Raw genomic sequence first — 25886 nt, forward strand, 5'->3', positions numbered from 1 at the left:
CATGCTGACGATCAATGGCTGGACGGTTCTTGCGCACCCCTTGTTTCTGGATCAGTTGGAAAAATTGACCGCTGCGGTCGAGGCGCTCAGGGCAAAAAGGCCTGACGATTACGCCGGGCATGCCAATACCAAGCTGTTGGCGATGCTGAACAGGCTGGTCTTTGACGTGATACCGTCCGACCCCACGGCGACCGCCTACCGGCAGGGTTCGACCCTTGGCGACAGTTACCGCCATTGGTTCCGTGCGAAGTTCGGCAACGGCCGGTTCCGCTTGTTCTTCCGCTATGACAAGACCGCCCGAGTGATCATTTATGCCTGGGTCAACGACGACACCAGTCTGCGCACGTATGGTTCGAAGACCGACGCTTATCGGGTTTTCAAGGGAATGCTCGACGACGGAAATCCTCCGGATGACTGGGCGGCGCTGCACAAGGCAGCTAGCGACGCAGAGGTTACCGAGCGTCTGGAGCGGGCCAGCCCGCCTGCACCCGAAGTATCCTGAGCTCGCAACCCATCACCGGTGTCAACGACGTACGAGGAAGCCAATGCAAAAGACTTCAACCCGACGCGCAGGGATGACCGGCGTGGCGCTGCTTGCCGGTCTCGCGCTGGCGCCTCCAGGTTTCGCGCAGGCTGCGCACCACCAGTCTTGCCAGGTGTTCAAGGGAACGGACAAAGCCGGTCTTGCGATCACCTTCGAGGATCACGGGACAGGCTATATGCTGCAGAGAGGCAAGACCCTGACCCGTGGAGAGCTCAACACCGAGCGCGGCTGGAAGAACGACGAGGACGCGACCCTGTTCATTCTTGACTGGCGGGGGCCGGAGAGCCTGCAGGTTCGGATCGTACGGCAGACCGGAACCCGAAACTTGCGCTACCTCGGGCAAGGGCAACAACCGCTTCGCCGGCCTGTCATTCTAAGACCGGTGCCTGGCGCTCGCTGCACCTTGCTGGCGTCTGCGGCCGAACCTGCGCCCTAGAAGAACCGCCGGCACGGCAAGACAACGGAGCCATTACGTGGCCATCGGTGCGTCTGGCGGGACAGCCGAAGCTGCCCCACTCCAGTTCACGCGTTGATCGCGGGGCGATCGTAGTTTCTTGCATAGGCGTTCTCGACGCCTGGCAGGATTTCGACAATGTCGAAGTAGCGATCCCAGAACGCGGTTTCCCGAAGATCCTCGACCAGCAGTTCATAGGCGTGGTGGTCCTTGGCATCCCACATCCAGACGTCGGTCACCCGGGTCGCGTAAAATTCGACATCGAAGAACCGCAACGCGATCCCTGCGGCATGCTTCTTCAGGATCGGCGTGAACTGTTCGGCGAGCAGTTCGAAGCGGCGATCGACGGAGAAGCCGAGCCATTCCGGCGAGGTCTTGACCAGCATGAAGACGGTGAGCGCGGGTTCGAAAGGAAGGGAAGTTTCAGTCATTGGATTGCCTTGCGTCGTTGGTTGACGCCGCTAGAATGCGAGCAATTCCTCACAATTGGCTACTCGCGTTCCGGTCATGTCCAAGACGCTCTCCGATCAGCGCCCGCGCCCCAGAAAAGCGCCGCGCCAGGCACGGTCCATCGACACCGTAAATGTGATAGTGGAGGCGGCCGCTCGCGTTTTGGAGCAGGCCGGATTGGGCGGGTTCACCACCAATGCGGTGGCGGCGCGTGCCGGTGTCAGTATCGGGTCGCTCTACCAGTATTTTCCGTGCAAGGACGCACTTGTCGGGGCGCTGATCGTCCGCGAGACCTCCGTTCTGATCGAAGAGGCCGCAAGGGCGCTCCAGCAGCCGACGGGCTTAGAAGCTCTGTCAGCGATGATTCACGCCGCAGTCCGTCACCAGCTCCAGCGGCCAAGCTTGGCCCGGCTGCTCGACATCGAGGAAGCACGACTGCCGTTTGACGCAAGCACGCGCAGCGTCACGAGCCGCCTTCATGCGCTGCTTGCCGAGGCGATTGCCCGCCCTGACCTGCCGCCACAGAACACTGTTCCCCTGGCGGCGTACGATGTCTTGTCGATCATCAAGGGAATGATCGACGGAGCGGGCGAACGCGGCGAGCAGGACCCCGAAGACCTTGTCCGGCGGGTAAGCCGGGCAGTGCACGGTTATCTTTGCCACGAGGCCAGCCACCTGGAAACAGGAGTGGTCGTTTCGACGACGTAACAATGGCAGATGCTCGTCCGGCTCCGGGCTCTCGGCTCCGAGCCCGCCTATACGGCCGGGATCGATACCGCTGGCAAACCCTGGCGATACCTGAACGCCGCTCGAGGGTCGCGCCGGAGTGCAATATGAACGCCCTCACCTAACGGGTCAGGCGTTCGAGGAGGACTTGATAGACCAGCGCCCCGTGACCGGATTGCGCGCGACAACTGTCGCCGAACCGCTGCGTGCGCGCTCGCGCGAGAGCCGGATGAGCTCGGAATAACCTCCGACGCGCTTCGCGGCGGCAGCCGCGTGGCGCTGATCGTGCCGTGTCGTGATCGTCGTCATGCCCCTAAGATAGTTGCGACGGAGGGCGCGCGACGCACCGGATCGGTAGTCCTCCACCCCGGCAAGCACCATCGACGCTTCGCAGCGTCAGGCCCCGGCATGCTGGTCGATCGCGGCAAGTTGCGACAGGTCGAGCCACCCTCGAAGGGTCTTTTCAATGGTGGCGATCGGCGTCCATGCGGTACGCCAGTTGTCGGTGACGTAGAATTCCTCTTCGGTCACGGCCCGCACGTCCTGCTCGAGGATAAACCCGTAGGCCTGGAAGGCTGCCTCATCCTTCACCACCACGATTTTCCAGAAGCGATTGGGGATCTGGATGCGCGCTGCGCCTGACGCGTCCTTGCCATGAAACCAGCGGTCGTCCGCCCCAAAGATCGGCCCCGCGAAGATGCAGGCCGCCTCTGCGTCCTTCTTGGTCGCCTCCGCGATCGCGGATTCGAGATCCCCCCAGTTGTCCTGGCCCGCAGCCCCCTGGTTGAACGCCTTGGTCTGGGGCGAGCAATTGGTGACATGGAACGTGTCGCCATTCGCCATCTGGATTTCCTCGAAGTGATCGCCCCAGCAGACATCGTCACGTCGGACGATATGGCCCTTGTCGAATGCGCCCCGGTCCTCGCTGTAGAAGACGTCGGGCAGCTGATAGCGGGAGGCGATGCGGGGGTCTTCGACCCAGAGTTCGGCATATTTCGAACCTTGCGGCCATCCGGCAAGTCCGTCGCGCGAGGTTGACTTGCCATCGACCGTCTTTGCCCGCTTGCGCCAGTCGACGTTCGACGCGGTGTAAAGCGCGAGCCGCCGTTCCTTGTGCATCCAGACGGAAAAGTGCCGGTAGCGCAGTTCGGGGTCATCGCCCTCGAGCAGGGGCGCCAGCACGTTCCTGCCCGCAGGCGTGACCACAGGACCCGGCACGGGTGTGACCTCGTCGAGAAAATGCGGGTCGAAACCGCGGCGTTGGTCCAGCCCGTCGTAGATGACAGGCGTGCGCATTTCAAAGGCTTCGGTTTCGAGAAGCGCGGTTGCCCCGCTCGCGATTTGGACCGCCGCCGCCGCTTGGCCGAGTTCGAGGCTGATGCGCAATTGTAGCGGGATGACGACACTGCTCGAGTTCGATGGCACGTTCACGGGTTCGGCCTCCTGCGTCAAAATCTCGGTTTCCAGGTCGCGCGACGGTCCGGCAGCCGCAACGGGCGGCTCGTTGGCGGCCAGCGCCTGGATGGTCGAGGACATGATATCCCCAGCCCGCATTGCCGCTTCGATCTCTGGCAGACGTGCCGGCCAGTTCGACCCGACAGAGGCCAGCAGGTCCTGGCTGATCCGGCTGATCCGGAAGCCGACATTGGCCTCCCAGAGGACGTCGCTTTCCGAAAGGCCGTCCAGATTGTCCGTGGTGCCGCCGGCGGCGAGGACATAGCGCCCGGCTTCACGCTTTATGCGTCCGCTTGAATGGAGCGCCACGACCTGCAGGCTGTCGTTGAAAACCGGCGAACCCGACGAGCCGTGGGCCGTGTCGGCGTGGTACCAGATCGAAGGTTCATCCTCGGCTGCGCGGATTACTTGGTTTTCCCGCAGGGCGATCTGCATCGGCACGCCATCCGGGTGCTGGATGATGGTGACGAAGTCGCCTTGCTTCGCCTTGCCGCTTTCCTGAAACAGCCGAAGATACCGGCGATCGACAATGGCGGCGCGCCCGGCAGAGAGCGGTGCGACCGCAACCACGCTATAGTCGAGTTCGGCGTTGGTCACGAAAAGCCGCTCCGGCTGCAGATCGAATTCGTCGGGATCGGCAGGACGCTGGCCCGCCACGTCGAACCAGTAATCGAAGCCGATACGCGAACTTGCCACCGATGCCGCATCGGGAAAGACGTGATGATTGGTCAGGATCACCCCGGGCGCGATGAGAAATCCGGTAGCCCAGCCCTGTCGACCGCCACCCAGGATTCGTATTCGCCCGACGCAGCGCCGTGCCAGACTGCAGCGGTCCAGAAAATTGACATCGAGGAGATCGTTGGTGCCGAGCAACGCCTCCTGTTCGAGGGGCGTCGCGGACTGTCCATCGGCGGTCAAGAATTTGAACCGCCTGGCAACCAGGCTTGCGGAAAGCTCAGCAGCCGCCACCGGTTCAGGTACTTCCGGAACGAACCGCGCAAGATCGATGTCGGTCAGTTTCATTGAAGAGCCCCCTCGACGCGAAAATAGCGCTTCAGCGTGGCAGGACGATTACATCGCGGGAATACTGACAGACTGTCCCGACAATTGAACGCGTACAAGATCCATTTTGACACAAGCGCTGCAAGACCCTCGCCATGGCACTTGGCGTCGACACAGCAGGCAGCCCTGCCCCTGGCGATCGGGAAGCCCGCCAGACGATCGGAAAAGCTACTCTCGACGCGCGTACGGCGCGTCCGGAGGCGCTCGATCAATATCGCGTATCCGCGCAGGATCTGGCGCCCTTCTCGGAGAATCCGAACGTCCATGCCCGTTTCTCGAGGCGCGGCCCTGCTTGCCGCCATGCTGCTGGTGACATCACCCGCCAGCGCCGTTGCCCAGACTGCTTCCTCCCCAGTGCCAGCGCCGGCCCAGGCCCCGGCCGCGTCCAAAGACGAGAAGAGCCAGGTCGCGCTGTTTGGCGAGGCACTCGACATCGTCCGCCGGAACTACAATGGAACCGTGGATGCAGATGCACTGACCAGCACGGCGCTCAAGGCCATGGCCAGTTCGCTGGACGGGCACTCGGCCTACATGACGCCGCAGGAGTTCAAGGACTTTCAGGCGGGCGCCACCGGGGAATTTGCCGGAATTGGCACGGTCCTCGAGGTGGCCGACGGGAAGCTGCGGGTCATTGCCCCGACAGATGGCGGCCCTGCGGCCCGCGCAGGCGTCGGTGCTGGATGGCTCATCCGCTCGATCGACGGTCAAAGTGCCGAGCGGGTCACGCTCATCGAGGCGACGCGGCGGCTTCGCGGTGCAGCCGGGACCAAGGTTGCCATCACGTTTGCGGACACCGGCGGCCGCGACGTGCCGCTCGTGCTGACCCGGGAGACCATCCACCTCCACAGCGTCTACCAGCGCCGGATCGGCACGTTCGGCTATGTTCATATCACCGGATTTGCCCAGGTGACCGATCGCGAGTTCGCCGAGGCCCAGGCCGAGCTCCTGAAAGCGGGCCCCCTCTCGGGGCTGATCCTCGACCTCCGCAACAACACCGGCGGCTTCATCGATGCGGCCGTGCATGTTGCCTCGCGCTTCCTGCAGCCTGGAGCCGTTGTCGTCCGGGTGGGCAAGAATGAAACCGCGACCACGCCGATCCTGGCCTCGGACCAGGGGAATGCCCTGCGCAGTCTCCCGATGGTTGTCCTCGTCAACGGCGGGAGTGCGAGTGCGTCCGAGATCGTCGCCTCCTCGCTGCAGGACAATCACCGCGCCAGCATCGTTGGCCTCGTGACCTTCGGCAAAGGTCTCGTGCAGAACATCTTTCCGCTCGCGCAAGGCGCGCAGGGCGCGCTCAGCGTCACAACGGCGCGCTACTACACGCCAACGGGGCGCTCGATTCAGCGGATCGGCGTGACACCGGAACTGCTAGTGGCCAGGACGGCGCGCGAAGCGCAATCGGCCGTGCAAGGCGGACCTGCCTTTACCGAAGCATCGGTATTCAACGCGCCGGACAACGAGAGGCAGTTGCGCCGGCTCGAGCCGGAGGCGGTGGAAGGTCCCCCTGAAGAACCCGGGGTGCAGGACAAGCCGCTGTTCGCCAAGCCGCTGCCGGACGATACCGAGGTCGCTGCCGATTTTCAGATCCAGCGCGCCCTCGATGTGCTTCATGCGAGCGGCTCGGGCGGCGCCGGTCCGGCGCGCGCCATCCGGATCTATCGGCGGCCTCCCCCCGCGACCTCGCCCAAACCAAACTGAACGATCGAGCGCGAGGCGCATTCAGATATCGGCGTCGTCCCAGTGGACCTCGATCTCGCCGCCGAGGAGCTGAGATGCCCTCGATATGCAGCGCAGGTCCAGGTTCCGTCTGCAGGTCTGGAAATAGCGCCCGGTCCTGGCGCGCCGGTCGAGCTCGACCATGGTCAATCCGGCGAGTGCTGCGCGCTGGCGAACCGCGTCGAGGACCGGCACGCCGAGCAGGATCGGCGCCCGCCTTGGCCGCCTCAACCCGAGGTGGCAGGCCTTTGCGTGGATCTGCCCCAGCTCCAGATGGGGAAACCGCTCGGCCAGGATCCGATCGGGGCTGGCAGCCGCGTAGAGCGCGCGAAGCAAGGCGACCTCGACATTGGTCCAGACGTGGCGAACGCGAGCGACGCCAAGGTGCCGGGTGCGGTTCTTGAGCGCGGACCGCGTGCGGTGCGGCAGTGCGCGCTCCAGGCGATCATAGGCGGGATAGATGGCTCGGATGAGATCGTCTTCCTCCGCCATCCATGGCGAGCCGGGCTCGCGCGCAATCACGACACCGGCGAGTCCCGCCAGGCGATAGCAGGCGTGCCGCCAAGAAGATCGATGGCCTGCTGCAGAGCCGACCAGTTCAAATGCCGGGGCCTGGAGAAATAGCCCCGCGTGCCGACGAAGCTGTCGAGATCGGTCATCGACAGACGGCAGGCAAAAGCGCGCGCGCGAACATCGTCGACGAACGCAAGACCGGTTGGTTTGGGAGGACGCCGGGGTCGCCGGACGCCGATCGCAAAGGCTTTGCCCCAGATCTGCCGCTTCGACTTGCCAGGAAACAGGACCAGGAGTTCATCGATCGGCACACCGGTGCGGTAGGGCGATCGCAAGGCACTGGTTTCCTGCGCCGTCCAGACCCGCTGGTCGCGCACAAGACGCAAGCGGCCAAGCTTCGTCTCGATCGCCTTGACCGTCCGGCCGGGAAGCATGGCAGGCAAGGCCTTGCGATCGGCATGGTGATAGCGAAGAATGGCTATTTCCTGGGCGGTCCACACCGCCGTCCCGGCGAGCGTTCGGCCAGTGCGCGCAATATGGCGGCAGATGATGCCCTGCCCTTGCAGGCCACGCCGGTAGCCGCGGGCGTCGAGCCCGAAGATCGGGGGTGGTGGTTTCATAATGGAACTCTTCTGCTGGCCATCGGGCACTTTGCCGCCGACGGGTGAGCCAACCCTCGCCAATCAGGCGGCAGCCACCCCTCGGACTACCGCCAGACCGTGTTTTCGCCGCAGGATGCTGAGGAGACGGCCGAGCGCGGGATTTTGGTGTTCGGGGAGCCAGCAGGCGCTGGCAGGCACGAGCTCGGGTCCGTGGGCACCAATCACTTCACGGCATTCCAGGCCCTGCGCGCTATCGGCGAGCGCGGACTCGAGGCACAAGGAAAGCCCCTGGCCTGCGCGGACCATGCGGAAAATGGTCGGCAGGCTGACGTTGTGCTCGACGATGACGGGAGCGCGTCCTTGCGGCCGGATGCGATCGAAGAGGAAGTTGCGGACCTCGTCGGATGGCTCGCTGTGCGAGAGGAGGAAGGCTTCACCCACGAGATCGGTCCAGCGCAGCGATACCCGGTCGGCCAGCGGGTGCCCCTGGGGCATCACGGCGAAGACGCGTTCGTGCCAGAGGACCTGGCTTTCTCCCCTGAACTGGCTGGTCGGGCCATAAACGATTGCGAGGTCGATCGTCTCGGCGATCAAGGCATCGAACAGCGATCCGCTGGCAAACTCCACAGGTACGGGGCGGATTTCGCCAAGTTGGGGATCGCGGTTGAGCAAGAGGGAATGCAGGGGGCCGGCGCCGAGCGGTCCGTAGTAGCCGATGGCGACTTCGCCCGCCTGCCCATTGGAAATGCGCCGCATACCCTCGACCATCGCATGAAAGTCGACGAACATGCGGGCGCTCTGGCGCAGGAATATCTTGCCGAAGCGGGTCGGCACAGCGCGGCGATGCCGCCGCTCGAACAAGGGCACGCCGACGAGGAATTCGAGATCGCGGATCCGGCGGTTGACGGTGGCCGGTTTCATGTTGAGGGCGTCTGCCGCCTTGCGGAAGCTTCCATGCAGATTGAGAGCGAGGGCTGCTTCGACGTGGATGCGGTCGATCCCGCTGCGAATCCGCGCCGGATCGACGGTGGGCGTCTCGACGTTCGATCCCTCAAAGTCGCGCAGGAGCTTATGCACGCGTCTCTCCCGCGTTCGCGACATATCCCTGGCTCCCAGGGCGCGTAGCCAACCCGCCGGGCCTGCCAGGTGGCAGGGGCGCTAGCTCCGACCCGCTCCTCCCGCGCGCGGGAGACACCCGGCGCTCGGCCAGTTCACCAAAGCCCAGTGCGAGGCTGCGCACGTCTGCTCGGCTCCCCTCGACCGACACGCTCCCGGCGACATGCGACGGACACACGCGGCTGAAACCAGCCCCTCCCTCTCCCTTTCCGGCCCACTGGATCAGCAGTCCCGCGAGCGCGAGGATTGCGACGGTCGCGAGCAGCCAGCTGGTGCGGCGGGACGCCGCAAGGAAAGCATCCTGAAAGAGGTGTGCCTCGCTGCGAAAGATCGACATCGTGAGCCCCACGGCCCGCAATGCGGAATCCTGGTCGCGCCGCAGCTTTTCGATGCCCTCGCCGAGGGCAAAATAGACGAGCCGCTTCTCGGCCGCGCTCAAGCGCGCGAGCCCCTGCACATCGCCTTCGAAGAGCGTGCGCTCTACCGCTTCTTCGAGGCGCTCGGGTGAGATCCCCAGGCCTGTCAAAAGCGCGGCGAGCCGGCGATAGTCGATCACGGGCGACGTTTGCGCAAAGCTGTCCGAACCGCGAGCCATGGCGCGGTCAGTTGTTGTAGCCGGCGCTGACAATCGCCGCCTTGCAGAATTTACCCCTCGCGATGAGACCCGGGCACACATCCGCCCGCAGAGGTGTCGGTTCGTCGATGACGACCACGTAGCGGTCCACATTGGGCGAGAGCCGCAAGACCGCGCGCTGCCCACTATCGAGCCTGATCGCAAAGCGGGCCTGGTTGGCGGAAAAGATCGCGAAGCCGCAGCTATGTCCCGCCCCCGCATCGCAGCCAAAGGTGACCTGCGTCGTCACTTCGGCGGAACTTGAAGCGATGGGCAGATAGGGCAAGGTCTGCGCGAACAGCAGTGCTGGCATCAGCATAGGTCGTTCCTGGTCCTGGAAATGTGAGCCGCGCCGCAGGAATATGCCGCTGCGAAAGTCCGCGAGCCCCTGGGCTCGCGCATCCGCGTGCCGTTCCCGTGCAGCCGCGGCATCGTGGCGACATCGGCTGCCGTCACGACGAGATTCCGAATGATCCGCCACCATCGGTGGCGGGAATGAAACTGCGGCCGCAGCGCTGGCAGCGAAAGGTCGCGCGCCAACGCAGCAGGTCGTCCGGCCAGATCGTCCGGTTGTAGCGGACCGCCCGCCCCAAGAGGACAGCCCCGAGCAGGAAAAGAGCAAGCGCAACAAGTCTGCTGCCAAGTATAGGGCCCACCAGCGCCAGTGCGATGATCATGAGGAACAGGCCGGGGCGATACGAGTGTCGCGCCGGGGGTGTGGCAATTGCCGAAGCAGCGGTCTGGATCGTCCCCCTCGCCTTGCTGCTTCCGAGCTGAACCCCAAGCCCTGGCGTGCCAAGTGCAACCGCCGCGTCCCGGCCATCGCCTGCAAAGGCATGCAGTCCATCCTCGTACACGAGGGAAAGCCGGCGGACATTGTCGCTGCCGCAGCCGGGGCAATCCAGGCTCATGAGAACCCGCTCCAGGCACACAACGGCATGCACGACCAAGTGCCCGTGAGGATCACGCCCGCATGGCAAGAAACGCCAGGGCGAACGCTCCGAACAGCCCCGCGAACATCAGGGTTTCGGGCTGGGGCGACCAGAGGCTGCGCCGAAAGGGACGGCGACGCCGCCGCCGCTCCAGCAAGGCGGGGCCAACCATGGTCAGCAGAATGCAGAGCCCTGCGGCCACCCACAACAGGGTGCGCAGGCTGAGGGTTGATGGATCGAACATGGCAGGAGGTCTTTCGGGAAAGGCCGGTCAAAGCCCGCCAGCGCACGCCAGAGGGCGCAGCGCTCCGCGCGGGCCATCCAGCAGATGGTATCCGATGCTCACGCGCAGGCATGGGCGGCTCGTGTTCGTGCAGGCTCGGCAGTATCGGCAAAAAGGCCAAACAGGAGGTCGTCGTAAGTCGCGATCAGATCGGGATCGCTCGCGAGGAAGCGCTGGATCAGACGGCGCTGCTGATCACGATAGCCGAGCCAGTCCGCGTCATGGTCCGCACAGATCGAGAGGATGTGCGCCGCCGCCACGTCGATCTCGTTCTCGGGGTAGTAATAGCCCAGGTCCTTGATCAGTCCGGCGTTGTGGACGAAAGGATAGCCCTGCCAACAGCACTCCAGATAGAAGTAGTTGAGCGGCACGCCCCATTGGTGCGAGACGACGATATCGGTGTGCGCGCTCAGGAAATCGGGTGTGCGGACACGGCCATGGAAGAAAGCCTTGCCCGCCTTCACGATGTCCAGGTGGCGCATGAGGCCGGCGAATTCACGATCGTCGTGGACCATGTGGTCGCTGTTCGCGACCTGCAGGATCTCGAACTCATCGGGCGCCTTGCGGAAGGCCTGCTCGGTCGCCAGGATCGGGTACATGCAGAACTTGAGGACATCGACATTGGGCTCGATGACCGTTACCCGGCGCGCACCTTCCCGCGGCCGATACTCACCGCCTTCGGGCAAGTCCTTCGAGACAGCCTCGATCGCACAAGGGTCCCAGATGAAGGGCACGGCGCGTGCCGGGCAGCGCCGGAAAGTCTGGAGGAATGGCAACGTGGTGGGCGCGTTCTGCGGAATCACCCAGATTTCATCATAGTCCGGGTTTATGAACAGACCGTCCCACAGCGGCCGGCGGAAGATCATCGCCTCCATGTTCTGCACATATTCCGAACCGCAGCTGTAGCTGACGAGCTTGGTGCCCTGGGCCTTGATCCGGGCAGATTGATCGGGACCGATCTGTCCGCCGAGCTCGATCAGGATGTCGAGGCCGTCGCAGCGGTCCGCAAAAGGCGCCGTCGGCAGCTGCGTGACGTCCCAAGGCAGGCGATCAGTGATGGGAACGTCCGTAGTGTTGAGCAGGACGACGTCGTGGCCGAGCGGCGAGTTCTGCAGCAGCTTCGCCAGGAACATTGCATTTTGCTTGATGCCATTGACCCACAGGCTTTCGTCGGGCGCATGAAGCCCGATGGTGATGCCGATCCGCAGTCCGCGCCGTTCCATTATTTGCCCTGCCACTTGAGAGATGCCTGGCGGCGCAGGATCAGGCAGCCGCCGGGGTTGTTGATGAGCGTGTAGGTTTCACCGGGCTGAGCCGGGTTCTGGTAGACCATGATCCCGTCGATCAGCCGCGCCGACGGGAAGCCTGACAGGTCGTTGGTGGCGACCGCCGTGCATGCCTGCTGCGCAAAGGAAGCTCGCTCGACCAGCACGGCACATCCCGCTGGTGTGGGGATCGCCGCGATCGTCAGCGCCGCGCGCTGGCTGCCATTGCCAAGGCCGGTGAGCGAGAAGAAGGGCGCGGCATCAGGCGCCCCGCGATCCCAATCGACGATGATGTCCTGCATCGTGGCGCCGCTCGTTGCGCGCTGGGCGATCCCGGAGATCATAGGAAGGCACCGCTTAACCCCGAGGGTGCGCGCCGCCGAGACGACCAGCGGTTCGGGCTTCACCGCCCGAACGCCCTGCCCTGCCGCCGACAGATGACCACAGAGGAACCCGGCCACGACGAGTGGCCCTGCCAGCAGCGCTCGGCGCCCCCAGGCTCCCAGCTGCCTCATGCCGCGGCCCGCCGCGCCACCAGCTCCTGCAGGACCTGCGTGTAGAGTGCGACGTTACGCTCCGACACCGGATCAAGCCGCTGGAGCAGCCGGTCGGCGTCAGCACGGTAAGCGGCGAGGTTGCGGTCGTGCTCGGCATGGGCTTGGCGCAGCGCGAGCGCGCCGTCTTCGGGATCGAAGGACCGGTAACGATAGCCACAGCCGTCGAGCAGGTCCGAGTTGTGGATCAGCGGAAAGCCACCGTAGAGCGCTTCGTAGTAGAGATAGTTCTGCGCGTTTTCCCAATGGTGCGAGACGATCGCGTCAGCGCTGGTGCCCATGATGTGAAAGATCGGGAAACGGGCTTCGAAGCTGGCAAGGCCCTGCTGCACCAGGTCCATCGACCGCGCGTAGGCGACGAAGTCCGGATGCTCCTTGATCGTCATAGCATTGTAGACCCGCAGATACTCGATCGCTCGCGGGTCTTCGCGATGGGCCACGTCGCAAAGCAGGAGCGGCAGATGGCAGGTCTTGACCGTGCAGATGTTGGGTTCGAGCACCGCGAGGCGCCAGCGCTTACGGCCTGGCTGGTAGGCAAAGGGCTGCGTGACGCCATGCTTTTCCATGGCGCGGTTGAGCAGGGTCGGATTCCAGAGATGCTGCATCACGCGCACGGGCGCGCGGAAGCCGGTCTGGTAGTAGGGACCGCAGGTCTTCTCGAACGCGGGCAGCGTCCAGATTTCGTCGTAGGGAACCGCCGTCATCAGTAGCGCGTGATCGAGACCAAACGCCATGCGTTCGGCATCGATGACGAAGTCGTTGGCGACACGCATGCCGACAATCCGTCCGCCCCGCGCGGCAAACTGGCGCCCCCAGTCGGGGTTCAGCTGCGCGCTGAGCTCGATGACGATGTCGAGCTCGTTCATGGCTTCGTCGAGCGACAGGACCGGCGCCGGCGCGCTGTCGAGAAAGTCGCCTGCTTCGGCGGGATTGCCCGGGCCACCGTTGACGATGAAGCATTGCTCGATCGCCGGTGACCGCGCGAGCAGCATCAGGAGAAAATAGCAGTTCTGGAAGATGCCGTTCTCCCAGAGCGACTGGGCGCCATCGCGGACGTAGAGCGTAACGCCGACCTTGAGTCCGGACGCCTTGGTGCGAGTGATCGTCTTGCTCATGCAGCGCGCTTCCGTTCGGAGACGAGGCCCAGGAGCCTGCGTCCGAAGATCGAGAGATTGTCCCGGTGGCGGGGATCGAGACGGTGGATGAGAGCGCCGGCGGCAGCCTTGTAGGCACCAAGCTGCTGGTCATGCTCGCGGCAGGCACGCAGGAACTGCGCGGCCCCCTCCTCCGTATCGGAGTCCGGGTAGTAGTAGCCGACGTCGCGATAGAAGGGCGAGTTGTGGACCAGCGGGTAGCCGCCCGCCAAGGCATCCAGATAGAGGTAGTTCTGCCCGCAATCGATCTGGTGGCTCACCACGATGTTCGCACCGCGCGCCATGACAAAAGCGAAGTAGTCCCGCTGATGGATCGACACTTTCCCCGCCGCCTTCAGGTCCAGGTTATCGAGCATGAAGGAGAAGGTCGGATGATCGGCCAAATGGGCAGAATTGAACACGTGCACGTGGCCGAGGTGCTCTGAACGGCGGCGCTGCACTTCCTCGCAGATGAAGAGCGGGATCAGGCCCATCTTGATCGGCGAGATATTGGGCTCGAAGATAGCCGCCGTTGCAGGTCCGGAAGCCAGCGAGCCGGGCTTGTAGCCGAAGTTGACGCCGTCGGGTTGCCGGACGGTTTCATCGAGGAAATCGGGCGCCCAGATCAGCGGCACGACATGGAGCGGGCAGCGATGAATGCTGCGCACCATCGGCGCGAAAGCGGCATCCTTTTCGAGCAGCCAGACCTCATCGCAGCGATCGGGGCGTGCGAAGCAGCCGGGCTTCGAGAAGGTCGTATGATCGACGAGACCCGCATAGGGCTGGCCGATGCTGTGATAGGCGATGCGCCCACCGCGGGCGCGAAAGCGCTCAATCCATTCCGCATCGAGCGCACCTGACATCTCGATGGCGACATCGATCAGGTCGGTGGCTTCGTTGAGGCGAATGAGCGGGAAGCTGTGACCGAATTCGCCGACGCCCTCAGGGGGCTGATCCTGGTCACCGCAATTGAGGAGATAGACCGCCTCGACGAAGGGCAGATGCCGGAAGAGCGTAGCGAGATGGTAGACATGCTGGCCAATGCCATTGTTCCAGATGTTCTGGCCGGCGTGGGTAATGATGGAAATGCCGATACGCATCTGAAGCTCTTCGCAAGCGGTCGCCCAGGAGGCAGACGGGGAAGGAAAAGGGTGGGAGTCGCGGGAGGCTATGCCCGCAACTCCCGGGGTGTCGGCTCCCGGGCGGGTACACCCCGGGAACCGACAGGGGGCCTCGATTACCAGCCGAACGAGACGCCGGCGCCGTAGGTGGACTTGCCGCCCGAGATCGATGCAGCAGCCCGGACCTTGACGTTGTCGCTGACCCGGCCGGTGAAGCCGACCGCGAAGGCCTGGTAGCCATCGAACCCGCCGACTGCGCCGCCGATCGAGAAGCGCTGGTCGGGATCGATGTCCGGGATCATGCCGATCGCGGTGGCTCCGGCGATACCGAAGGAGGTGGACCGGGCCAGGTCATAGACCTGGGTCTGGACACCCGCGATCTGGTTGCCGAGCGCGGTGGTCGCCCGGTTCACCTGCCCCACGGTCGCCGCGTCGGTATCAGCGATGCCGTCGCTCACGTTGGTGATGCGGCGGGTCTGGCCGGCAGAGCCCACGGACACGGTATTCGCGCCGCTCGCCGTGCTGCCATCACCCAGCACAACCGCCCCGTCGTTTCCGGCCGCAACGTTCACGTTGTTGCCGAGCACGAATACCTTGTTGGAGGCGATGGTGTTGTTGTTACCCACGGCGTAGCTCGAGTTGCCGCTGATCACGTTCGGGTCGCCGAAGGCACCCGAGTTCGCGCCGGAGACGACGTTCTTGTAGCCAATCGCGATAGACTGGGTGCCCGACACCTGGTTGGCATTGCCGATCGCAACGGTGCTGACGCCCGACGCGATGTTGGCGTAGCCGATCGAGGTAGCCGAGTCGCCGGTCGCCGAAGCACGGAAGCCAACAGCGGTTGCATTCGACTGCGACGCGAAGGCGTTCGAACCGTAGGCCGTTCCCCCGCTGGCCTTGGCCTGCGCGCAGACGCCGGTGGCCGTGGCATCGATCGCGGAAGCGGAAGTACAAGAGCCACTCACGTTGCCTGCGACCTGGGTGCTTCCACCAGTGATGCCGCCCTGGGTCTGCAGCGTACCGTCCGAATTGGCGCCACCGATGTTGGTGGCAACCGCCCCGCCCCCGTTAGCCGCGGCTGCGGCTGCCTGCTGCACGATCGGTGCAACAGCGGTGGACAGGGTGCTCATCGAACTGGCGACGCTGCTCAGGGTCGACGACGTCGTGGTCGAGAGCGACGCCAGGCCCGATGCCGTGGTCGTCGAGAGCGACGCAAGACCCGACGAGGTCACAGAGGACACCGATGCCACTTCGCTTGCCACGGTGCTCAGGCTGGCCGCGGTCGTCGTCGAGAGCGAAGCCAGACCGGACGACGTTGCCGTCGACACGGAGGCCACTTCGCTCGCAACCGTGCTCAGGCTCGCTGCGGTCGTGGTCGAGAGCGAAGACAAGCCGCTGGACGTTGCGGTCGAGAGCGAGGTCACTCCCGTCGAGAGCGAATTCACGCCCGACGACAGCGAGGTCACGCCAGTCGAAAGCGAGGTCACCCCAGTCGATAGGGAGGCCAGGCCCGACGAGGTCGCCGACGAGACCGATGCCACTTCACTTGCGACCGTGCTCAGGCTCGCTGCCGTCGTGGTCGAGAGCGAGGACAAGCCGCTGGAGGTCGCCGTCGATACGGAAGCCAGCCCGCTTTGCGTGGTCGTCGAGAGCGACGTCAGACCCGTCGACACGGCAGTTACGCCGGTCGAAAGCGATGCGAGACCCGACGAGGTCGCCGTCGACACCGAGGCAACATCGTTCGTGATCGTGCTCAGGCTCGCTGCCGTCGTGGTCGAGAGCGATGCCAGACCCGAAGAGCTAGCCGTCGACACCGAAGCCACATCGCTTACCACCGTGCTCAGGCTTGCTGCCGTCGTGGTCGAAAGCGAGGACAAGCCACTCGACGTCGCCGTCGATACGGAAGCCAGACCGCTTTGCGTAGTCGTCGAGAGCGACGTCAGCCCTGTCGACACGGCTGTTACGCCGGTCGAAAGCGATGCGAGACCCGACGAGGTCGCCGTCGAGACCGACGCGACATCGTTCGTGATCGTGCTCAGGCTCGCCGCCGTCGTGGTCGAGAGCGAAGCCAGACCCGAGGAGCTTGCGGTCGACACCGAAGCCACATCGCTCGCAACCGTGCTCAGGCTCGCCGCCGTCGTGGTCGAGAGCGAGGCCAGACCCGACGAGCTCGCCGTCGACACCGAAGCCACATCGCTCGCAACCGAGCTCAGGCTCGCCGCCGTCGTGGTCGAGAGCGAGGCCAGACCCGACGAGCTTGCCGTCGACACCGACGCGACATCGCTTGCAACCGTACTCAGGCTCGCCGCCGTGCTCGTCGAAAGCGAGGCCAGGCCCGACGAGCTTGCCGTCGATACCGACGCCACGTCGCTCGCAATCGTGCTCAGGCTCGCTGCTGTCGTGGTCGAAAGCGAGGACAAGCCGCTGGACGTCGCCGTCGAAACGGACGCCAGGCCACTCTCCGTGGCAGTCGAAAGCGAGGTCAGACCCGTCGACAGCGACGTTGTGGTGGTCGAGAGCGAAGCCAGACCCGACGAGCTTGCGGTCGAGACCGAAGCAACATCGCTTGCCACCGTGCTCAGGCTCGCTGCCGTAGTCGTCGAAAGCGAGGCCAGGCCGGAAGAGCTTGCCGTCGAAACCGACGCCACGTCACTAGCCACCGTGCTCAAGCTCGCTGCCGTGCTCGTCGACAGCGACGACAGACCGCTGGACGTCGCGCTCGAAACAGACGCCAGGCCGCTATCCGTGGCAGTCGAAAGCGAGGTCAGCCCCGTGGAAAGCGACGTCGTGCTGGTCGAGAGCGAGGCCAGACCAGACGAGCTTGCGGACGATACCGACGCCACATCGCTCGACACCGTGCTCAGGCTCGCTGCCGTGGTCGTCGAAAGCGACGACAAACCGCTGGACGTCGCGCTCGAAACCGATGCCAGGCCACTGTCCGTGGCAGTCGAAAGCGAGGTCAGACCCGTCGAAAGCGACGTCGTGCTGGTCGAGAGCGAGGCCAGACCAGACGAGCTCGCCGTCGAAACCGACGCCACATCGCTGGCCACTGTGCTCAAGCTCGCTGCCGTGCTCGTCGAGAGCGACGACAAACCGCTGGACGTCGCGCTCGAAACGGACGCCAGGCCACTGTCCGTGGCAGTCGAAAGCGAGGTCAGCCCCGTGGAAAGCGACGTTGTGCTGGTCGAGAGCGACGACAAGCCGCTGGACGTCGCACTCGAAACCGAAGCCAGGCCGCTATCCGTGGCAGTCGAAAGCGAAGTCAGACCCGTCGACAGCGACGTCGTGCTGGTCGACAAGGACGCCAGACCCGACGAGCTTGCCGAAGACACCGACGCCACATCGCTCGACACCGTGCTCAGGCTCGCTGCCGTGCTCGTCGAGAGCGACGACAGACCGCTGGACGTCGCACTCGAAACCGATGCCAGGCCGCTGCCCGTAGCGGTCGAAAGCGAGGTCAGGCCGGTCGAAAGCGACGTCGTGCTGGTCGACAAGGATGCCAGACCCGACGAGCTTGCCGAAGACACCGAAGCCACATCGCTCGACACCGTGCTCAGGCTCGCTGCCGTGCTCGTCGACAGCGACGACAGACCGCTGGACGTCGCGCTCGACACCGACGCCAGGCCGCTGCCCGTAGCGGTCGAAAGCGAGGTCAGGCCCGTCGACAGCGAAGTTGTGCTGGTCGAGAGCGAGGCCAAGCCGCTGGACGTCGCGCTCGAAACGGACGCCAACCCGCTATCCGTAGCGGTCGAAAGCGATGTCAGACCCGTCGACAGCGACGTCGTGCTGGTCGAGAGCGAGGCCAGACCCGACGAGCTTGCCGAAGACACCGAAGCAATGTCACTGCCCACAGTGCTCAGGCTCGCTGCCGTAGCGGTCGAAAGCGAGGCCAGGCTGCTCGCGCCAGCGGATGCCAACGTGCTCAACTGGGCGACATTGACCGCGTCGGTCGGGTTGGAGCCGGCCGCCACGTTGATGATCTGGCGGGTGCCGGTCAGATCGCTGCCAACGGAAACCGCGCCATAGCTGCTCTGCCAAGCCGGCCCAGTGCCGGTGGTCGTAATGGCCCCGGTGGACGGATCCCACCCGTAGGCACCCGCTCCGACGTTGGCGACGCTGTTAGACCCGATGGCCACACCATCCGCGACGCTGACGCTCGCGTTGTTGCCGAGAACCATCGCATTGGTGGCAGCGGCACCCACGTAGGAGTTATTGCCGACAATCCGCGCACCGTTCGCGCCGAGCGGTATCGTGCCGCTGTTGCCGAAGATACCGGCGTTGTCAGCCTCGATGGTGTTGTTGTTGCCAACCGAATAGCTGCCCGAGCCGGAAACGGTGCTGGGGTCGCCAAACGCGCCCGAGTTGTCCCCGGTCACCTCGCCGTCGCCGATCGAGATCGACTGCACGCCGGATGCCTTGGCACCAGCGCCAATCGCGATCGCCTTTGTGTTCGAAGCGGTCGCGCCAGACCCGAGAGCAACCGACTGCGTGCCACCGGCCGAGGCCGCGTCACCGGCAGCTACGGCCTGGTTTCCAGCGGCAGTCGGCGCCGCAGAGTTCGCACCGATGGCGATACGATCACCAGCGGCAGCGCTCGCAGCCGACGACACTGTCGAGGACAAGGACGTGAGCTGGCTGTTGGTGGTCGCCAGCCCCGTGGACAGTGAGCTTACGCTGTCGTTCGTGGTCGACACGCTGGCCGCGAGATTGCTGACGTTTGCGTTCGTGGTGCTGAGGCTCGTGCCCAGGTTCGCCGTCGCGGTCGACAGCGAAGTAACACCCGTCGAGAGCCCGCTCACGCCGGTCGAGAGCGAGGCCACACCGGCAGTTGCCGACGACACGCTCGTCGACAGGTTACCGACGTTCGCGTTCGTCGTGCTCAAGCTGTTGCCGAGGTTCGCCGTCGCGGTCGACAGCGAGTTCACGCCCGCGGTCGCCGAAGACACGCTCGTCGACAGATTGCCCACGTTCGCGTTCGTGGTGCTCAGGCTGTTGCCGAGGTTCGCCGTCGCGGTCGACAGTGAGTTTACGCCCACGGTCGCCGAAGACACGCTCGTCGACAGATTGCCCACGTTCGCGTTCGTGGTGCTCAGGCTGTTGCCGAGGTTCGCCGTCGCGGTCGACAGTGAATTCACGCCCACGGTCGCCGAAGACACGCTCGTCGACAGATTGCCCACGTTCGCGTTCGTCGTGCTCAGGCTGCTGCCGAGGTTCGCCGTCGCCGTCGAAAGCGAGTTCACGCCCGTGGTCGCCGAAGACACGCTCGTCGACAAGTTGCCGACATTTGCGTTCGTGGTGCTGAGGCTCGTTCCCAGGTTCGCCGTCGCCGTCGACAGCGAGTTCACGCCCGTGGTCGCCGAAGACACGCTCGTCGACAGATTGCCCACGTTGGCGTTCGTGGTGCTGAGGCTCGTCCCCAGGTTCGCCGTCGCGGTCGACAGCGAGGTAACACCAGCAGTCGCCGACGACACGCTCGTCGACAGGTTACCGACGTTTGCGTTCGTCGTGCTCAGGCTCGTGCCCAGATTTGCCGTTGCGGTCGACAGCGAAGTCACGCCCGTGGAGAGCCCACTCACGCCCGTCGAGAGCGATGAAACACCCGAGGTCGCCGAGGACACACTCGTCGACAGGTTACCCACGTTCGCATTCGTGGTGCTGAGGCTCGTCCCCAGGTTCGCTGTCGCAGTCGACAGCGAGGTCACGCCAGCCGTGGCGGTCGACACGCTCGTCGACAGGTTACCCACGTTTGCGTTCGTCGTGCTCAGGCTTGTGCCCAGATTCGCAGTTGCGGTCGACAGCGAGGTCACACCAGCGGTCGCCGACGACACGCTCGTCGATAGGTTACCGACGTTCGCATTCGTGGTGCTCAGGCTCGTGCCCAGGTTCGCCGTTGCGGTCGACAGCGAAGTCACGCCCGTGGAGAGCCCACTCACACCGGTCGAGAGCGAAGACACACCCGCGGTCGCCGACGACACGCTCGTCGACAGGTTGCCGACGTTTGCATTCGTCGTGCTCAGGCTTGTGCCCAAGTTCGCGGTCGCGGTCGATAGCGACGTCACACCAGCGGTCGCCGACGAAACACTCGTCGACAGGTTGCCCACGTTCGCATTTGTGGTGCTGAGGCTGGTGCCCAGGTTCGCTGTCGCCGTCGACAACGAGGTCACGCCAGCGGTCGCCGATGACACGCTGGTCGACAAGTTACCAACGTTCGCGTTCGTCGTGCTCAGGCTCGTGCCCAAGTTCGCGGTCGCGGTCGACAGCGAGGTCACGCCCGTCGACAGCGAAGTCACACCAGCAGTCGCCGACGATACGCTCGTCGACAGGTTGCCCACGTTCGCATTCGTGGTGCTGAGGCTTGTGCCCAGGTTCGCCGTCGCAGTCGACAGCGAGGTAACACCGGCAGTCGCCGACGAAACGCTCGTCGACAGGTTGCCGACGTTTGCGTTCGTCGTGCTCAGGCTCGTGCCCAAGTTCGCGGTTGCGGTCGACAGCGATGTGACACCAGCCGTGGCGGTCGACACGCTCGTCGACAGGTTGCCCACGTTCGCGTTCGTGGTGCTTAGGCTCGTGCCCAGGTTCGCCGTCGCGGTCGACAGCGACGTCACATTGCTGTTGGTTGCCACGAACGCCGACGAGGTCGACGAGGACAGTGCCGCCAAGCTGCTGCCCGCCGTGCTGAGGCCAGTAGAGAGTTGGCCGACGGTGGCAGCATCGGTGTTCGCCGCGCCATCGGCAATACCCGTCAGACGCCGCGTACCGAAGTTGGCTTCGCCGTTTGCCGGCGCAGCTTGACTGGTCAGATATGCTGTACCGGCGGTAGCGGCGTTGACGCTACTGCCGCTACCGAGGGCAATAGAACCTGAAGTTGCGGACGCGCCAACTTTCGCACCATCACCCAAGGCTATTCCCTTGGAGGCGGCAACTTGGGCTCCTCGGCCAACAGCTATCCCTGATGTTCCTGTGCCGGATACGGACGCTTGCCCACCGATCGCGATGCTGTCTGCTGTACCAGCGTTAGCACCGGCAGTGGAATTGCCGCCGAGGGCAGTCGCTCCCGCACCGGAGGCTTGCGCTTGGGATCCCCCAGCAAAAGAGTAATCACCAGAAGCGGTAAGGTTGTAACCCAAAGCCGTCGCATTCAGGCCGCTTGCCGTCGCATTGTTGCCTACTGCGACGGCAGAGGTCCCGCTCGCATTAGCCTGGTTCCCCAGAGCCGTATTAAACCCGCCAGCGCCTGTCTTTGAGTTGACGCCCAACGCGATTGCGTTGTCCCCCCCGGCATAGGCGCTGTTGCCAAGTGCGGCTGAACTCTGGCCTACCGCTGCGGAGTTTACACCCAGGGTAGTCGACCCGGCGCCCGACCCCAGCGATCCTGCGTTCGCGCCAATGGAGATGGCGTAGTTGCCGGTTGCGGTAGCCGCGTCGCCCAGCGCAACGCCGAACTGGCCATTGACCACACTCCCCCGGCCAATGCCGATGCCCGAAGACGCAGTCGTCGAGATGGAAGCCTGCCCACCGATCGCGATGGAATCTGAAGCACCAGCCTTGGCACCTGCAGTGGCATTGCCGCCGAGGGCAGTCGCTCCTGCGCCGGAGGCTTGCGCTTGGGATCCCCCAGCAAAAGAGTTATCACCAGAAGCGGTAAGATTGTAGCCCACAGCCGTCGCATTCAGGCCACTTGCAGTTGCAGTGTTGCCTATTGCAACTGCAGAGGTCCCGCTCGCATTAGCTTGGTTTCCCAAAGCCGTGTTGTATCCACCAGCACCGGTCTTTGAATTCACGCCCAATGCGATCGCGTTGTCCCCCCCAGCATAGGCGCTATTGCCAAGTGCGGCTGAACTCTGGCCAACTGCTGCAGAGTTTACACCCAGGGTAGTCGACCCCGCGCCCGACCCCAGCGTTCCTGCGTTTGCGCCAATAGAAATGGCGTAGTTGCCGGTTGCAGTAGCCGCGTCGCCCAGCGCAACGCCGAACTGGCCATTGACCACACTTCCCCGACCGATGCCAATGCCTGACGACGCAGTCGTCGAAATCGAGGCGCTCTGCCCAATCGCTATCGATTGGGCGCCCAAGGCATTTGCCGATTGGCCCACTGCGACGGAACCTTGGGCGGTCGCAGTCGCCTGGTCGCCACCGGCGAACGCCCCCGAGTATGCCTGGGAGTTTACGCCGAGCGCAGTCCCACTTGTGCCTGTAGCCTTGGCTGAGTTGCCGATCGCAACACCATTGGCTGCAGTACTTGCGACATTGGCGCCACTGCCGAGCGCAATGCTGTTCGCCCCCGCAGCAACTGTCGCTGTGCTGCTCGAGCCATTACTCGTCGACGTCTGGGACGAACCTATTGCAATTGCATTTGCACCTGCAGTCGCCGCCAGCGTCGCAGTGCTGCCCATCCGAAGCGAATAGGTTCCGCCTACGACATCGGTTGCACCTATCTTACCGGAGTTTACATAAAGCTGCCCACCAAGAACCAAAGAATCAACGGAATTATTATAATTAGTAGAATAAAATAACGATGAGCCACTTCTCGTCGATGGACTTGATGAATCACAAGCTGAAGAGGACGACTGCACTGTTATACTCGTCGATTCTAGTAAAGCTACACAGGTTGTATCGCCTGCAGTCGTTGTTCCTTGGATAAACAATTGCGCCGAAGCTTCGGTTGATAGGCCGCCGATCCCCACGATTGATGCAGTGACCGCCCCAACCCCAAGCGCCCCAACCCGCGCCCGCTTCCCGAACACGACATACATCGACGACATACGCAGGATCGCCATGATCCGCCGCCGCATCCCCTTGCCCGCGGACCGAATGCCCACCGCATTGCCGAAATGCGCATGATTGTTCTGCCGCGCCTGCCGGCGCTCCTCATAAGTCTTGTAGTTCATGAGATTCCCCTTGCGTGATGGTGCGCACCCGGCCTCGCGCCTGCGCGATTATTTCTTCGGATTGGTGGTGGGCGCCGGCTGACCGACAGCGGCGGCAACGAAGCCGCACAGACGCCACTGGTTGTCGCTGTCGCGGTGGAAGGTGATAGTTTCGAGCCGGCCCCGCTGCGGCCCGGTCTCGACACCAAGAACCACCACCACGTATTCACCGGGAGGCGGCGTCCCTGGTGCGGGTGCTGCGCTGACGACCTCTCGCCTGACCGCGACCCAATCGCGGCCCGTCGCGGAGCCAGTCTGGCTCAAGACATCCCGAACCTGCGCAACAAATGCCTGCTTTGCCTGAGCCGCCTTCATGACCGGCGAAGAACTTTCGTAGAGGCCCTCCAGCAGCCCACCGGCAGCCGCCTCCGACACCTGGATAGCCTGCGCCATGAAGTAGTTGGCCGAAAGCCGAGCCGGCCCCGCTGCCGGTTGCGCCGGCGCAACAGCGGTTCCAGTGCCCGCCGCCGATCGCGACGGTGAACCACCTGCCTGCGCCATGGCGCCCGCAGACATGGTCAGAAGAGGTAGCAGCCACAGGGCATGCCACCGGCGCAAAGGCCTCATACGCAGGCACTCCATTCAGATCTGGAAGAGTTGAAAGCGGCAGCAGCGCGCCCCGCATCGGCGGCGGCCCGGCCAGGATGCGCACGTGACGGGGAAAAGCTGGCGCTGCCAGGCGGCGCAGCCCTCCCCCCGCCACCGCGGCCCGGAGACCGCACTTCGGATTGCGACCCGAAGATGTCCTGGAAGCCGCCCATCACCAGAGCGCCTTCACGGCGAAGTAGATGCCGACCCACAGCAGCGCGCTCAGCGGAAGCGCGAACAGGATCCCTCGCACGAGACCGAACGGCTCTTCGTCCGGCCACGCCTCCGGATCCTGCGCTGCCTGCCGGTCCAGCAGATACTCCTGGTCCGAGCGCATCACTGCCCTCCGCCGCTGCGCTGACGCGGGTCGATGAACGGCGCAAAGCTGGAAATGCGCGCGGAGCGTTCGCCAGCACGAGCATGCCCGCGCCAGCTTGGCTCACCCAGGAAATCGCCCGCGCCCCAATGGACGCCCGAATCCAACGCCAACGTGGCAAGCTCGCGATCGCCGACGCCGTCGGCGACCACGACAGGCGCCAGCGATCCGGCAAGGCTCACGGTACGGCAGAAGAGTTGCTCGTCCGGTTCGCGCCGCGCGCTCAGACGCAGAAATAGAGCATCGAGCATGACAACGTCCGGCCGCAACGCCATCATGGTCGCGATCGCCACTTGCCCGGAACCAAGCCCTTCGAGCACGACCCGGCAACCCAGACGCCGCAGACGGTCGGCAAAGGCGACGGCTTCGCCGGTAACGACGAAAGACTGTGCGCAGTCGATCGCGATGAAGAGCCGGACCGCCAGCAACCTGTCCTGGGCAAGCCGCGCCAGTAGCCCATCCCACCAGCCGGATGCGCGAAAGCTTAGCGCGGAAATCGCGACGCAGACTGCGGGCGCGTCGCTGTGCGCAAGATGCTCGACAGCTTCGCAAAGGAGCGCCTGGTCAAACGCCTGGACGACGCCCGCACGCTCGAGCGAGCGGTAGGGCAACTCCCGCGCCTCGATCTGCCCCCTCCGTCCGGGAGCCGCAATCCTGGCCCGCAGAAAGAGAATGGCGTCACTGTCGAGGCTGCGAACCGGCTGCCACGCAAACTGCAGCTCTCCGGCATTCAACTCGGCGTAGAATGCCGCCGCCGCCGCCATGTCCCGCGCAGCGAGATCCGGCACGTCAGAACAGGTAGGCGGCAACTGGGCGCGACCCGGAATGCGCCCCCGTGCCTCGTGCAGCAGAAGGTCGAGAACCTCTTCATCACCGTAATCAGGGTCCGTTTCGACACAGCCCCAGGACAGTGAAACGTGAACCGAAGCCCCGTCGACGCAGACCGGCAAACGCGCACAAGCGACAAGCCATGTGCTGATCTGCGCATATTCAGGCTGAATATCGGACAGGCCGCGCTCAGCAGATCCCCGCGCGACAAGATCGAACTCCGCGACACCTCTGCGCACGACACCACCGATGAAGCCATCGGCCTCATCGAAGCGGCACTCGAAAAAGGATCTGACCGAAGCAGCAACTGTTGCCGCGAAGGGCGCGCCATAACAGGCGCAGATCACGTCGAAATTGTCGATCCTGACCGCGAACAGCAAGACCGCGTCATCGGAATCCATGAACGGCGTGGCGAACGCACGCGGGGCGCGGAACAGCCGATCCGCCACCCCGCCCCTCTCATATGCCCCGTTCGGGACCCGTTCGATCCGCATTGCTGCCCCCGGCTGCGAGGGCGATTCCGCCCCCTCCTGCCGAGACGGAATAACTAGTTCTGTTACACCGTCGGGCGATTGCGGTTTACGCCGCCAGCCTGCCAATCAGTTGACATCAAGAACAAGGGCGCATT

General features: G+C 64.4%; 24 protein-coding genes and 2 pseudogenes. 6 read left to right on the forward strand and 20 right to left on the reverse strand.

Annotation, left to right across the window (positions count from 1 at the left end; all coding sequences use genetic code 11):
- The first annotated feature begins 1 nt into the window (after nucleotide 1).
- Both IE191_RS13765 and IE191_RS13770 read left to right on the forward strand, forming a co-directional pair.
- Nucleotides 2-502 (forward strand): type II toxin-antitoxin system YhaV family toxin, encoded by a 501-nt coding sequence (locus IE191_RS13765; protein ID WP_191324957.1) that lies wholly within the window; start codon nucleotides 2-4, stop codon nucleotides 500-502.
- 73 nt (nucleotides 503-575) lie between these two features.
- On the forward strand, nucleotides 576-980 hold the full coding sequence (locus IE191_RS13770) for a hypothetical protein (RefSeq protein ID WP_191324958.1): 405 nt from the start codon (nucleotides 576-578) through the stop codon (nucleotides 978-980).
- 86 nt (nucleotides 981-1066) lie between these two features.
- Here the strand turns inward: IE191_RS13770 and IE191_RS13775 are convergent, their stop codons facing one another.
- On the reverse strand, nucleotides 1067-1429 hold the full coding sequence (locus IE191_RS13775) for a darcynin family protein (RefSeq protein ID WP_191324960.1): 363 nt from the start codon (nucleotides 1427-1429) through the stop codon (nucleotides 1067-1069).
- A 76-nt stretch (nucleotides 1430-1505) separates the two neighbouring features.
- Between IE191_RS13775 and IE191_RS13780 the strand changes: the two genes are divergently transcribed.
- Nucleotides 1506-2156 (forward strand): TetR/AcrR family transcriptional regulator, encoded by a 651-nt coding sequence (locus IE191_RS13780; protein WP_191324962.1) that lies wholly within the window; start codon nucleotides 1506-1508, stop codon nucleotides 2154-2156.
- 147 nt (nucleotides 2157-2303) lie between these two features.
- Here the strand turns inward: IE191_RS13780 and IE191_RS13785 are convergent, their stop codons facing one another.
- The gene (locus IE191_RS13785; protein WP_191324963.1) at nucleotides 2304-2483 is read right to left on the reverse strand and encodes a hypothetical protein; all 180 of its coding nucleotides are present in this window, start codon (nucleotides 2481-2483) and stop codon (nucleotides 2304-2306) included.
- A gap of 87 nt (nucleotides 2484-2570) precedes the next feature.
- Nucleotides 2571-4652: a DNA/RNA non-specific endonuclease gene (locus IE191_RS13790; RefSeq protein ID WP_191324964.1), complete on the reverse strand. Its 2082-nt coding sequence runs from the start codon at nucleotides 4650-4652 to the stop codon at nucleotides 2571-2573.
- 339 nt (nucleotides 4653-4991) lie between these two features.
- On the opposite strand from IE191_RS13790, the gene IE191_RS13795 reads away from it, so the two are divergent.
- The gene (locus IE191_RS13795; RefSeq protein WP_191324965.1) at nucleotides 4992-6389 is read left to right on the forward strand and encodes a S41 family peptidase; all 1398 of its coding nucleotides are present in this window, start codon (nucleotides 4992-4994) and stop codon (nucleotides 6387-6389) included.
- Nucleotides 6390-6410: 21 nt separating this feature from the next.
- Here IE191_RS13795 and IE191_RS13800 read toward each other — a convergent pair whose 3' ends face one another.
- The 12 genes from IE191_RS13800 to IE191_RS21060 all read right to left on the reverse strand — a co-directional run bounded on the left by IE191_RS13800 (nucleotide 6411) and on the right by IE191_RS21060 (nucleotide 15669).
- On the reverse strand, nucleotides 6411-6899 hold the full coding sequence (locus IE191_RS13800; RefSeq protein WP_191324966.1) for a hypothetical protein: 489 nt from the start codon (nucleotides 6897-6899) through the stop codon (nucleotides 6411-6413).
- A gap of 26 nt (nucleotides 6900-6925) precedes the next feature.
- Nucleotides 6926-7540 carry a hypothetical protein gene (locus IE191_RS13805; RefSeq protein WP_191324967.1) on the reverse strand — a complete coding sequence of 205 codons (615 nt, stop codon included), beginning with the start codon at nucleotides 7538-7540 and terminating at the stop codon, nucleotides 6926-6928.
- A gap of 63 nt (nucleotides 7541-7603) precedes the next feature.
- Complete coding sequence (locus IE191_RS13810; protein ID WP_191324968.1) at nucleotides 7604-8599, reverse strand: LysR family transcriptional regulator; 996 nt, start codon at nucleotides 8597-8599, stop codon at nucleotides 7604-7606.
- Nucleotides 8592-9194: a hypothetical protein gene (locus IE191_RS13815; protein ID WP_191324969.1), complete on the reverse strand. Its 603-nt coding sequence runs from the start codon at nucleotides 9192-9194 to the stop codon at nucleotides 8592-8594. Before IE191_RS13815 ends, IE191_RS13810 begins: the two co-directional genes overlap by 8 nt.
- Before the next feature lie 46 nt (nucleotides 9195-9240).
- Entirely contained in the window at nucleotides 9241-9564 is a 324-nt protein-coding gene (locus tag IE191_RS13820; RefSeq protein WP_191324970.1) for a hypothetical protein, read from the reverse strand.
- A 139-nt stretch (nucleotides 9565-9703) separates the two neighbouring features.
- Nucleotides 9704-10201 (reverse strand): hypothetical protein, encoded by a 498-nt coding sequence (locus IE191_RS13825; RefSeq protein WP_191324971.1) that lies wholly within the window; start codon nucleotides 10199-10201, stop codon nucleotides 9704-9706.
- A 13-nt stretch (nucleotides 10202-10214) separates the two neighbouring features.
- Nucleotides 10215-10427: a hypothetical protein gene (locus IE191_RS13830; RefSeq protein WP_191324972.1), complete on the reverse strand. Its 213-nt coding sequence runs from the start codon at nucleotides 10425-10427 to the stop codon at nucleotides 10215-10217.
- A gap of 98 nt (nucleotides 10428-10525) precedes the next feature.
- The gene (locus IE191_RS13835; protein WP_191324973.1) at nucleotides 10526-11689 is read right to left on the reverse strand and encodes a DUF2827 domain-containing protein; all 1164 of its coding nucleotides are present in this window, start codon (nucleotides 11687-11689) and stop codon (nucleotides 10526-10528) included.
- Nucleotides 11689-12246, reverse strand: a complete 558-nt coding sequence (locus tag IE191_RS13840; protein ID WP_229815375.1) for a hypothetical protein — start codon at nucleotides 12244-12246, stop codon at nucleotides 11689-11691. The genes IE191_RS13835 and IE191_RS13840 overlap by 1 nt, the downstream gene beginning before the upstream one ends.
- Entirely contained in the window at nucleotides 12243-13400 is a 1158-nt protein-coding gene (locus IE191_RS13845) for a DUF2827 domain-containing protein (protein ID WP_191324975.1), read from the reverse strand. Before IE191_RS13845 ends, IE191_RS13840 begins: the two co-directional genes overlap by 4 nt.
- On the reverse strand, nucleotides 13397-14518 hold the full coding sequence (locus IE191_RS13850; protein WP_191324976.1) for a DUF2827 family protein: 1122 nt from the start codon (nucleotides 14516-14518) through the stop codon (nucleotides 13397-13399). Before IE191_RS13850 ends, IE191_RS13845 begins: the two co-directional genes overlap by 4 nt.
- Nucleotides 14519-14655: 137 nt before the next feature.
- Nucleotides 14656-15669, reverse strand: coding sequence for a YadA family autotransporter adhesin (locus tag IE191_RS21060; protein ID WP_229815378.1), 1014 nt, complete (start codon nucleotides 15667-15669; stop codon nucleotides 14656-14658).
- Here IE191_RS21060 and IE191_RS21065 point away from each other — a divergent pair.
- Nucleotides 15662-18565 (forward strand): amino acid adenylation domain-containing protein, encoded by a 2904-nt coding sequence (locus IE191_RS21065; protein ID WP_229815380.1) that lies wholly within the window; start codon nucleotides 15662-15664, stop codon nucleotides 18563-18565. The two genes, IE191_RS21060 and IE191_RS21065, sit on opposite strands and share 8 nt — an antisense overlap.
- A gap of 365 nt (nucleotides 18566-18930) precedes the next feature.
- On the opposite strand, the pseudogene IE191_RS21360 reads toward IE191_RS21065, so the two are convergent.
- Nucleotides 18931-19149, reverse strand: a pseudogene (locus IE191_RS21360) (hypothetical protein); the annotation flags it as partial.
- Between IE191_RS21360 and IE191_RS13860 the strand changes: the two are divergent.
- Nucleotides 19106-21331 (forward strand): hypothetical protein, encoded by a 2226-nt coding sequence (locus tag IE191_RS13860; protein WP_191324977.1) that lies wholly within the window; start codon nucleotides 19106-19108, stop codon nucleotides 21329-21331. The pseudogene IE191_RS21360 and the gene IE191_RS13860 overlap by 44 nt on opposite strands.
- A gap of 248 nt (nucleotides 21332-21579) precedes the next feature.
- Here IE191_RS13860 and IE191_RS21365 read toward each other — a convergent pair.
- The 4 genes and pseudogenes from IE191_RS21365 to IE191_RS13880 all read right to left on the reverse strand — a co-directional run.
- Nucleotides 21580-23427: pseudogene (locus IE191_RS21365) on the reverse strand (YadA family autotransporter adhesin); the annotation flags it as partial.
- A gap of 48 nt (nucleotides 23428-23475) precedes the next feature.
- The gene (locus tag IE191_RS13870; protein WP_191324978.1) at nucleotides 23476-23982 is read right to left on the reverse strand and encodes a DUF4019 domain-containing protein; all 507 of its coding nucleotides are present in this window, start codon (nucleotides 23980-23982) and stop codon (nucleotides 23476-23478) included.
- Nucleotides 23983-24226: 244 nt separating this feature from the next.
- Nucleotides 24227-24391, reverse strand: a complete 165-nt coding sequence (locus IE191_RS13875; RefSeq protein ID WP_191324979.1) for a hypothetical protein — start codon at nucleotides 24389-24391, stop codon at nucleotides 24227-24229.
- Entirely contained in the window at nucleotides 24391-25659 is a 1269-nt protein-coding gene (locus tag IE191_RS13880; protein WP_191324980.1) for an EAL domain-containing protein, read from the reverse strand. Before IE191_RS13880 ends, IE191_RS13875 begins: the two co-directional genes overlap by 1 nt.
- Nucleotides 25660-25886 lie beyond the last annotated feature (227 nt).

Source organism: Novosphingobium pokkalii, from assembly GCF_014652855.1.
Taxonomy (GTDB): domain Bacteria; phylum Pseudomonadota; class Alphaproteobacteria; order Sphingomonadales; family Sphingomonadaceae; genus Novosphingobium; species Novosphingobium pokkalii.

What these genes read in the sequence shown, in the direction of transcription:
- IE191_RS13845 (WP_191324975.1), bottom strand. Translation starts at nt 13,400, where the DNA reads ATGAGCAAGACGATCACTCGCACCAAGGCGTCCGGACTCAAGGTCGGC.
- IE191_RS13765 (WP_191324957.1), top strand. Translation starts at nt 2, where the DNA reads ATGCTGACGATCAATGGCTGGACGGTTCTTGCGCACCCCTTGTTTCTG.
- IE191_RS13790 (WP_191324964.1), bottom strand. Translation starts at nt 4,652, where the DNA reads ATGAAACTGACCGACATCGATCTTGCGCGGTTCGTTCCGGAAGTACCT.
- IE191_RS13805 (WP_191324967.1), bottom strand. Translation starts at nt 7,540, where the DNA reads ATGAAACCACCACCCCCGATCTTCGGGCTCGACGCCCGCGGCTACCGG.
- IE191_RS13780 (WP_191324962.1), top strand. Translation starts at nt 1,506, where the DNA reads ATGTCCAAGACGCTCTCCGATCAGCGCCCGCGCCCCAGAAAAGCGCCG.
- IE191_RS13850 (WP_191324976.1), bottom strand. Translation starts at nt 14,518, where the DNA reads ATGCGTATCGGCATTTCCATCATTACCCACGCCGGCCAGAACATCTGG.
- IE191_RS13870 (WP_191324978.1), bottom strand. Translation starts at nt 23,982, where the DNA reads ATGTCTGCGGGCGCCATGGCGCAGGCAGGTGGTTCACCGTCGCGATCG.
- IE191_RS13775 (WP_191324960.1), bottom strand. Translation starts at nt 1,429, where the DNA reads ATGACTGAAACTTCCCTTCCTTTCGAACCCGCGCTCACCGTCTTCATG.
- IE191_RS13795 (WP_191324965.1), top strand. Translation starts at nt 4,992, where the DNA reads ATGCTGCTGGTGACATCACCCGCCAGCGCCGTTGCCCAGACTGCTTCC.
- IE191_RS13785 (WP_191324963.1), bottom strand. Translation starts at nt 2,483, where the DNA reads ATGACGACGATCACGACACGGCACGATCAGCGCCACGCGGCTGCCGCC.
- IE191_RS21060 (WP_229815378.1), bottom strand. Translation starts at nt 15,669, where the DNA reads ATGAGCACCCTGTCCACCGCTGTTGCACCGATCGTGCAGCAGGCAGCC.
- IE191_RS13880 (WP_191324980.1), bottom strand. Translation starts at nt 25,659, where the DNA reads ATGGATTCCGATGACGCGGTCTTGCTGTTCGCGGTCAGGATCGACAAT.
- IE191_RS13830 (WP_191324972.1), bottom strand. Translation starts at nt 10,427, where the DNA reads ATGTTCGATCCATCAACCCTCAGCCTGCGCACCCTGTTGTGGGTGGCC.
- IE191_RS13800 (WP_191324966.1), bottom strand. Translation starts at nt 6,899, where the DNA reads ATGGCGGAGGAAGACGATCTCATCCGAGCCATCTATCCCGCCTATGAT.
- IE191_RS13840 (WP_229815375.1), bottom strand. Translation starts at nt 12,246, where the DNA reads ATGAGGCAGCTGGGAGCCTGGGGGCGCCGAGCGCTGCTGGCAGGGCCA.
- IE191_RS13820 (WP_191324970.1), bottom strand. Translation starts at nt 9,564, where the DNA reads ATGCCAGCACTGCTGTTCGCGCAGACCTTGCCCTATCTGCCCATCGCT.
- IE191_RS13860 (WP_191324977.1), top strand. Translation starts at nt 19,106, where the DNA reads ATGGCGATACGATCACCAGCGGCAGCGCTCGCAGCCGACGACACTGTC.
- IE191_RS13835 (WP_191324973.1), bottom strand. Translation starts at nt 11,689, where the DNA reads ATGGAACGGCGCGGACTGCGGATCGGCATCACCATCGGGCTTCATGCG.
- IE191_RS13770 (WP_191324958.1), top strand. Translation starts at nt 576, where the DNA reads ATGACCGGCGTGGCGCTGCTTGCCGGTCTCGCGCTGGCGCCTCCAGGT.
- IE191_RS13875 (WP_191324979.1), bottom strand. Translation starts at nt 24,391, where the DNA reads ATGCGCTCGGACCAGGAGTATCTGCTGGACCGGCAGGCAGCGCAGGAT.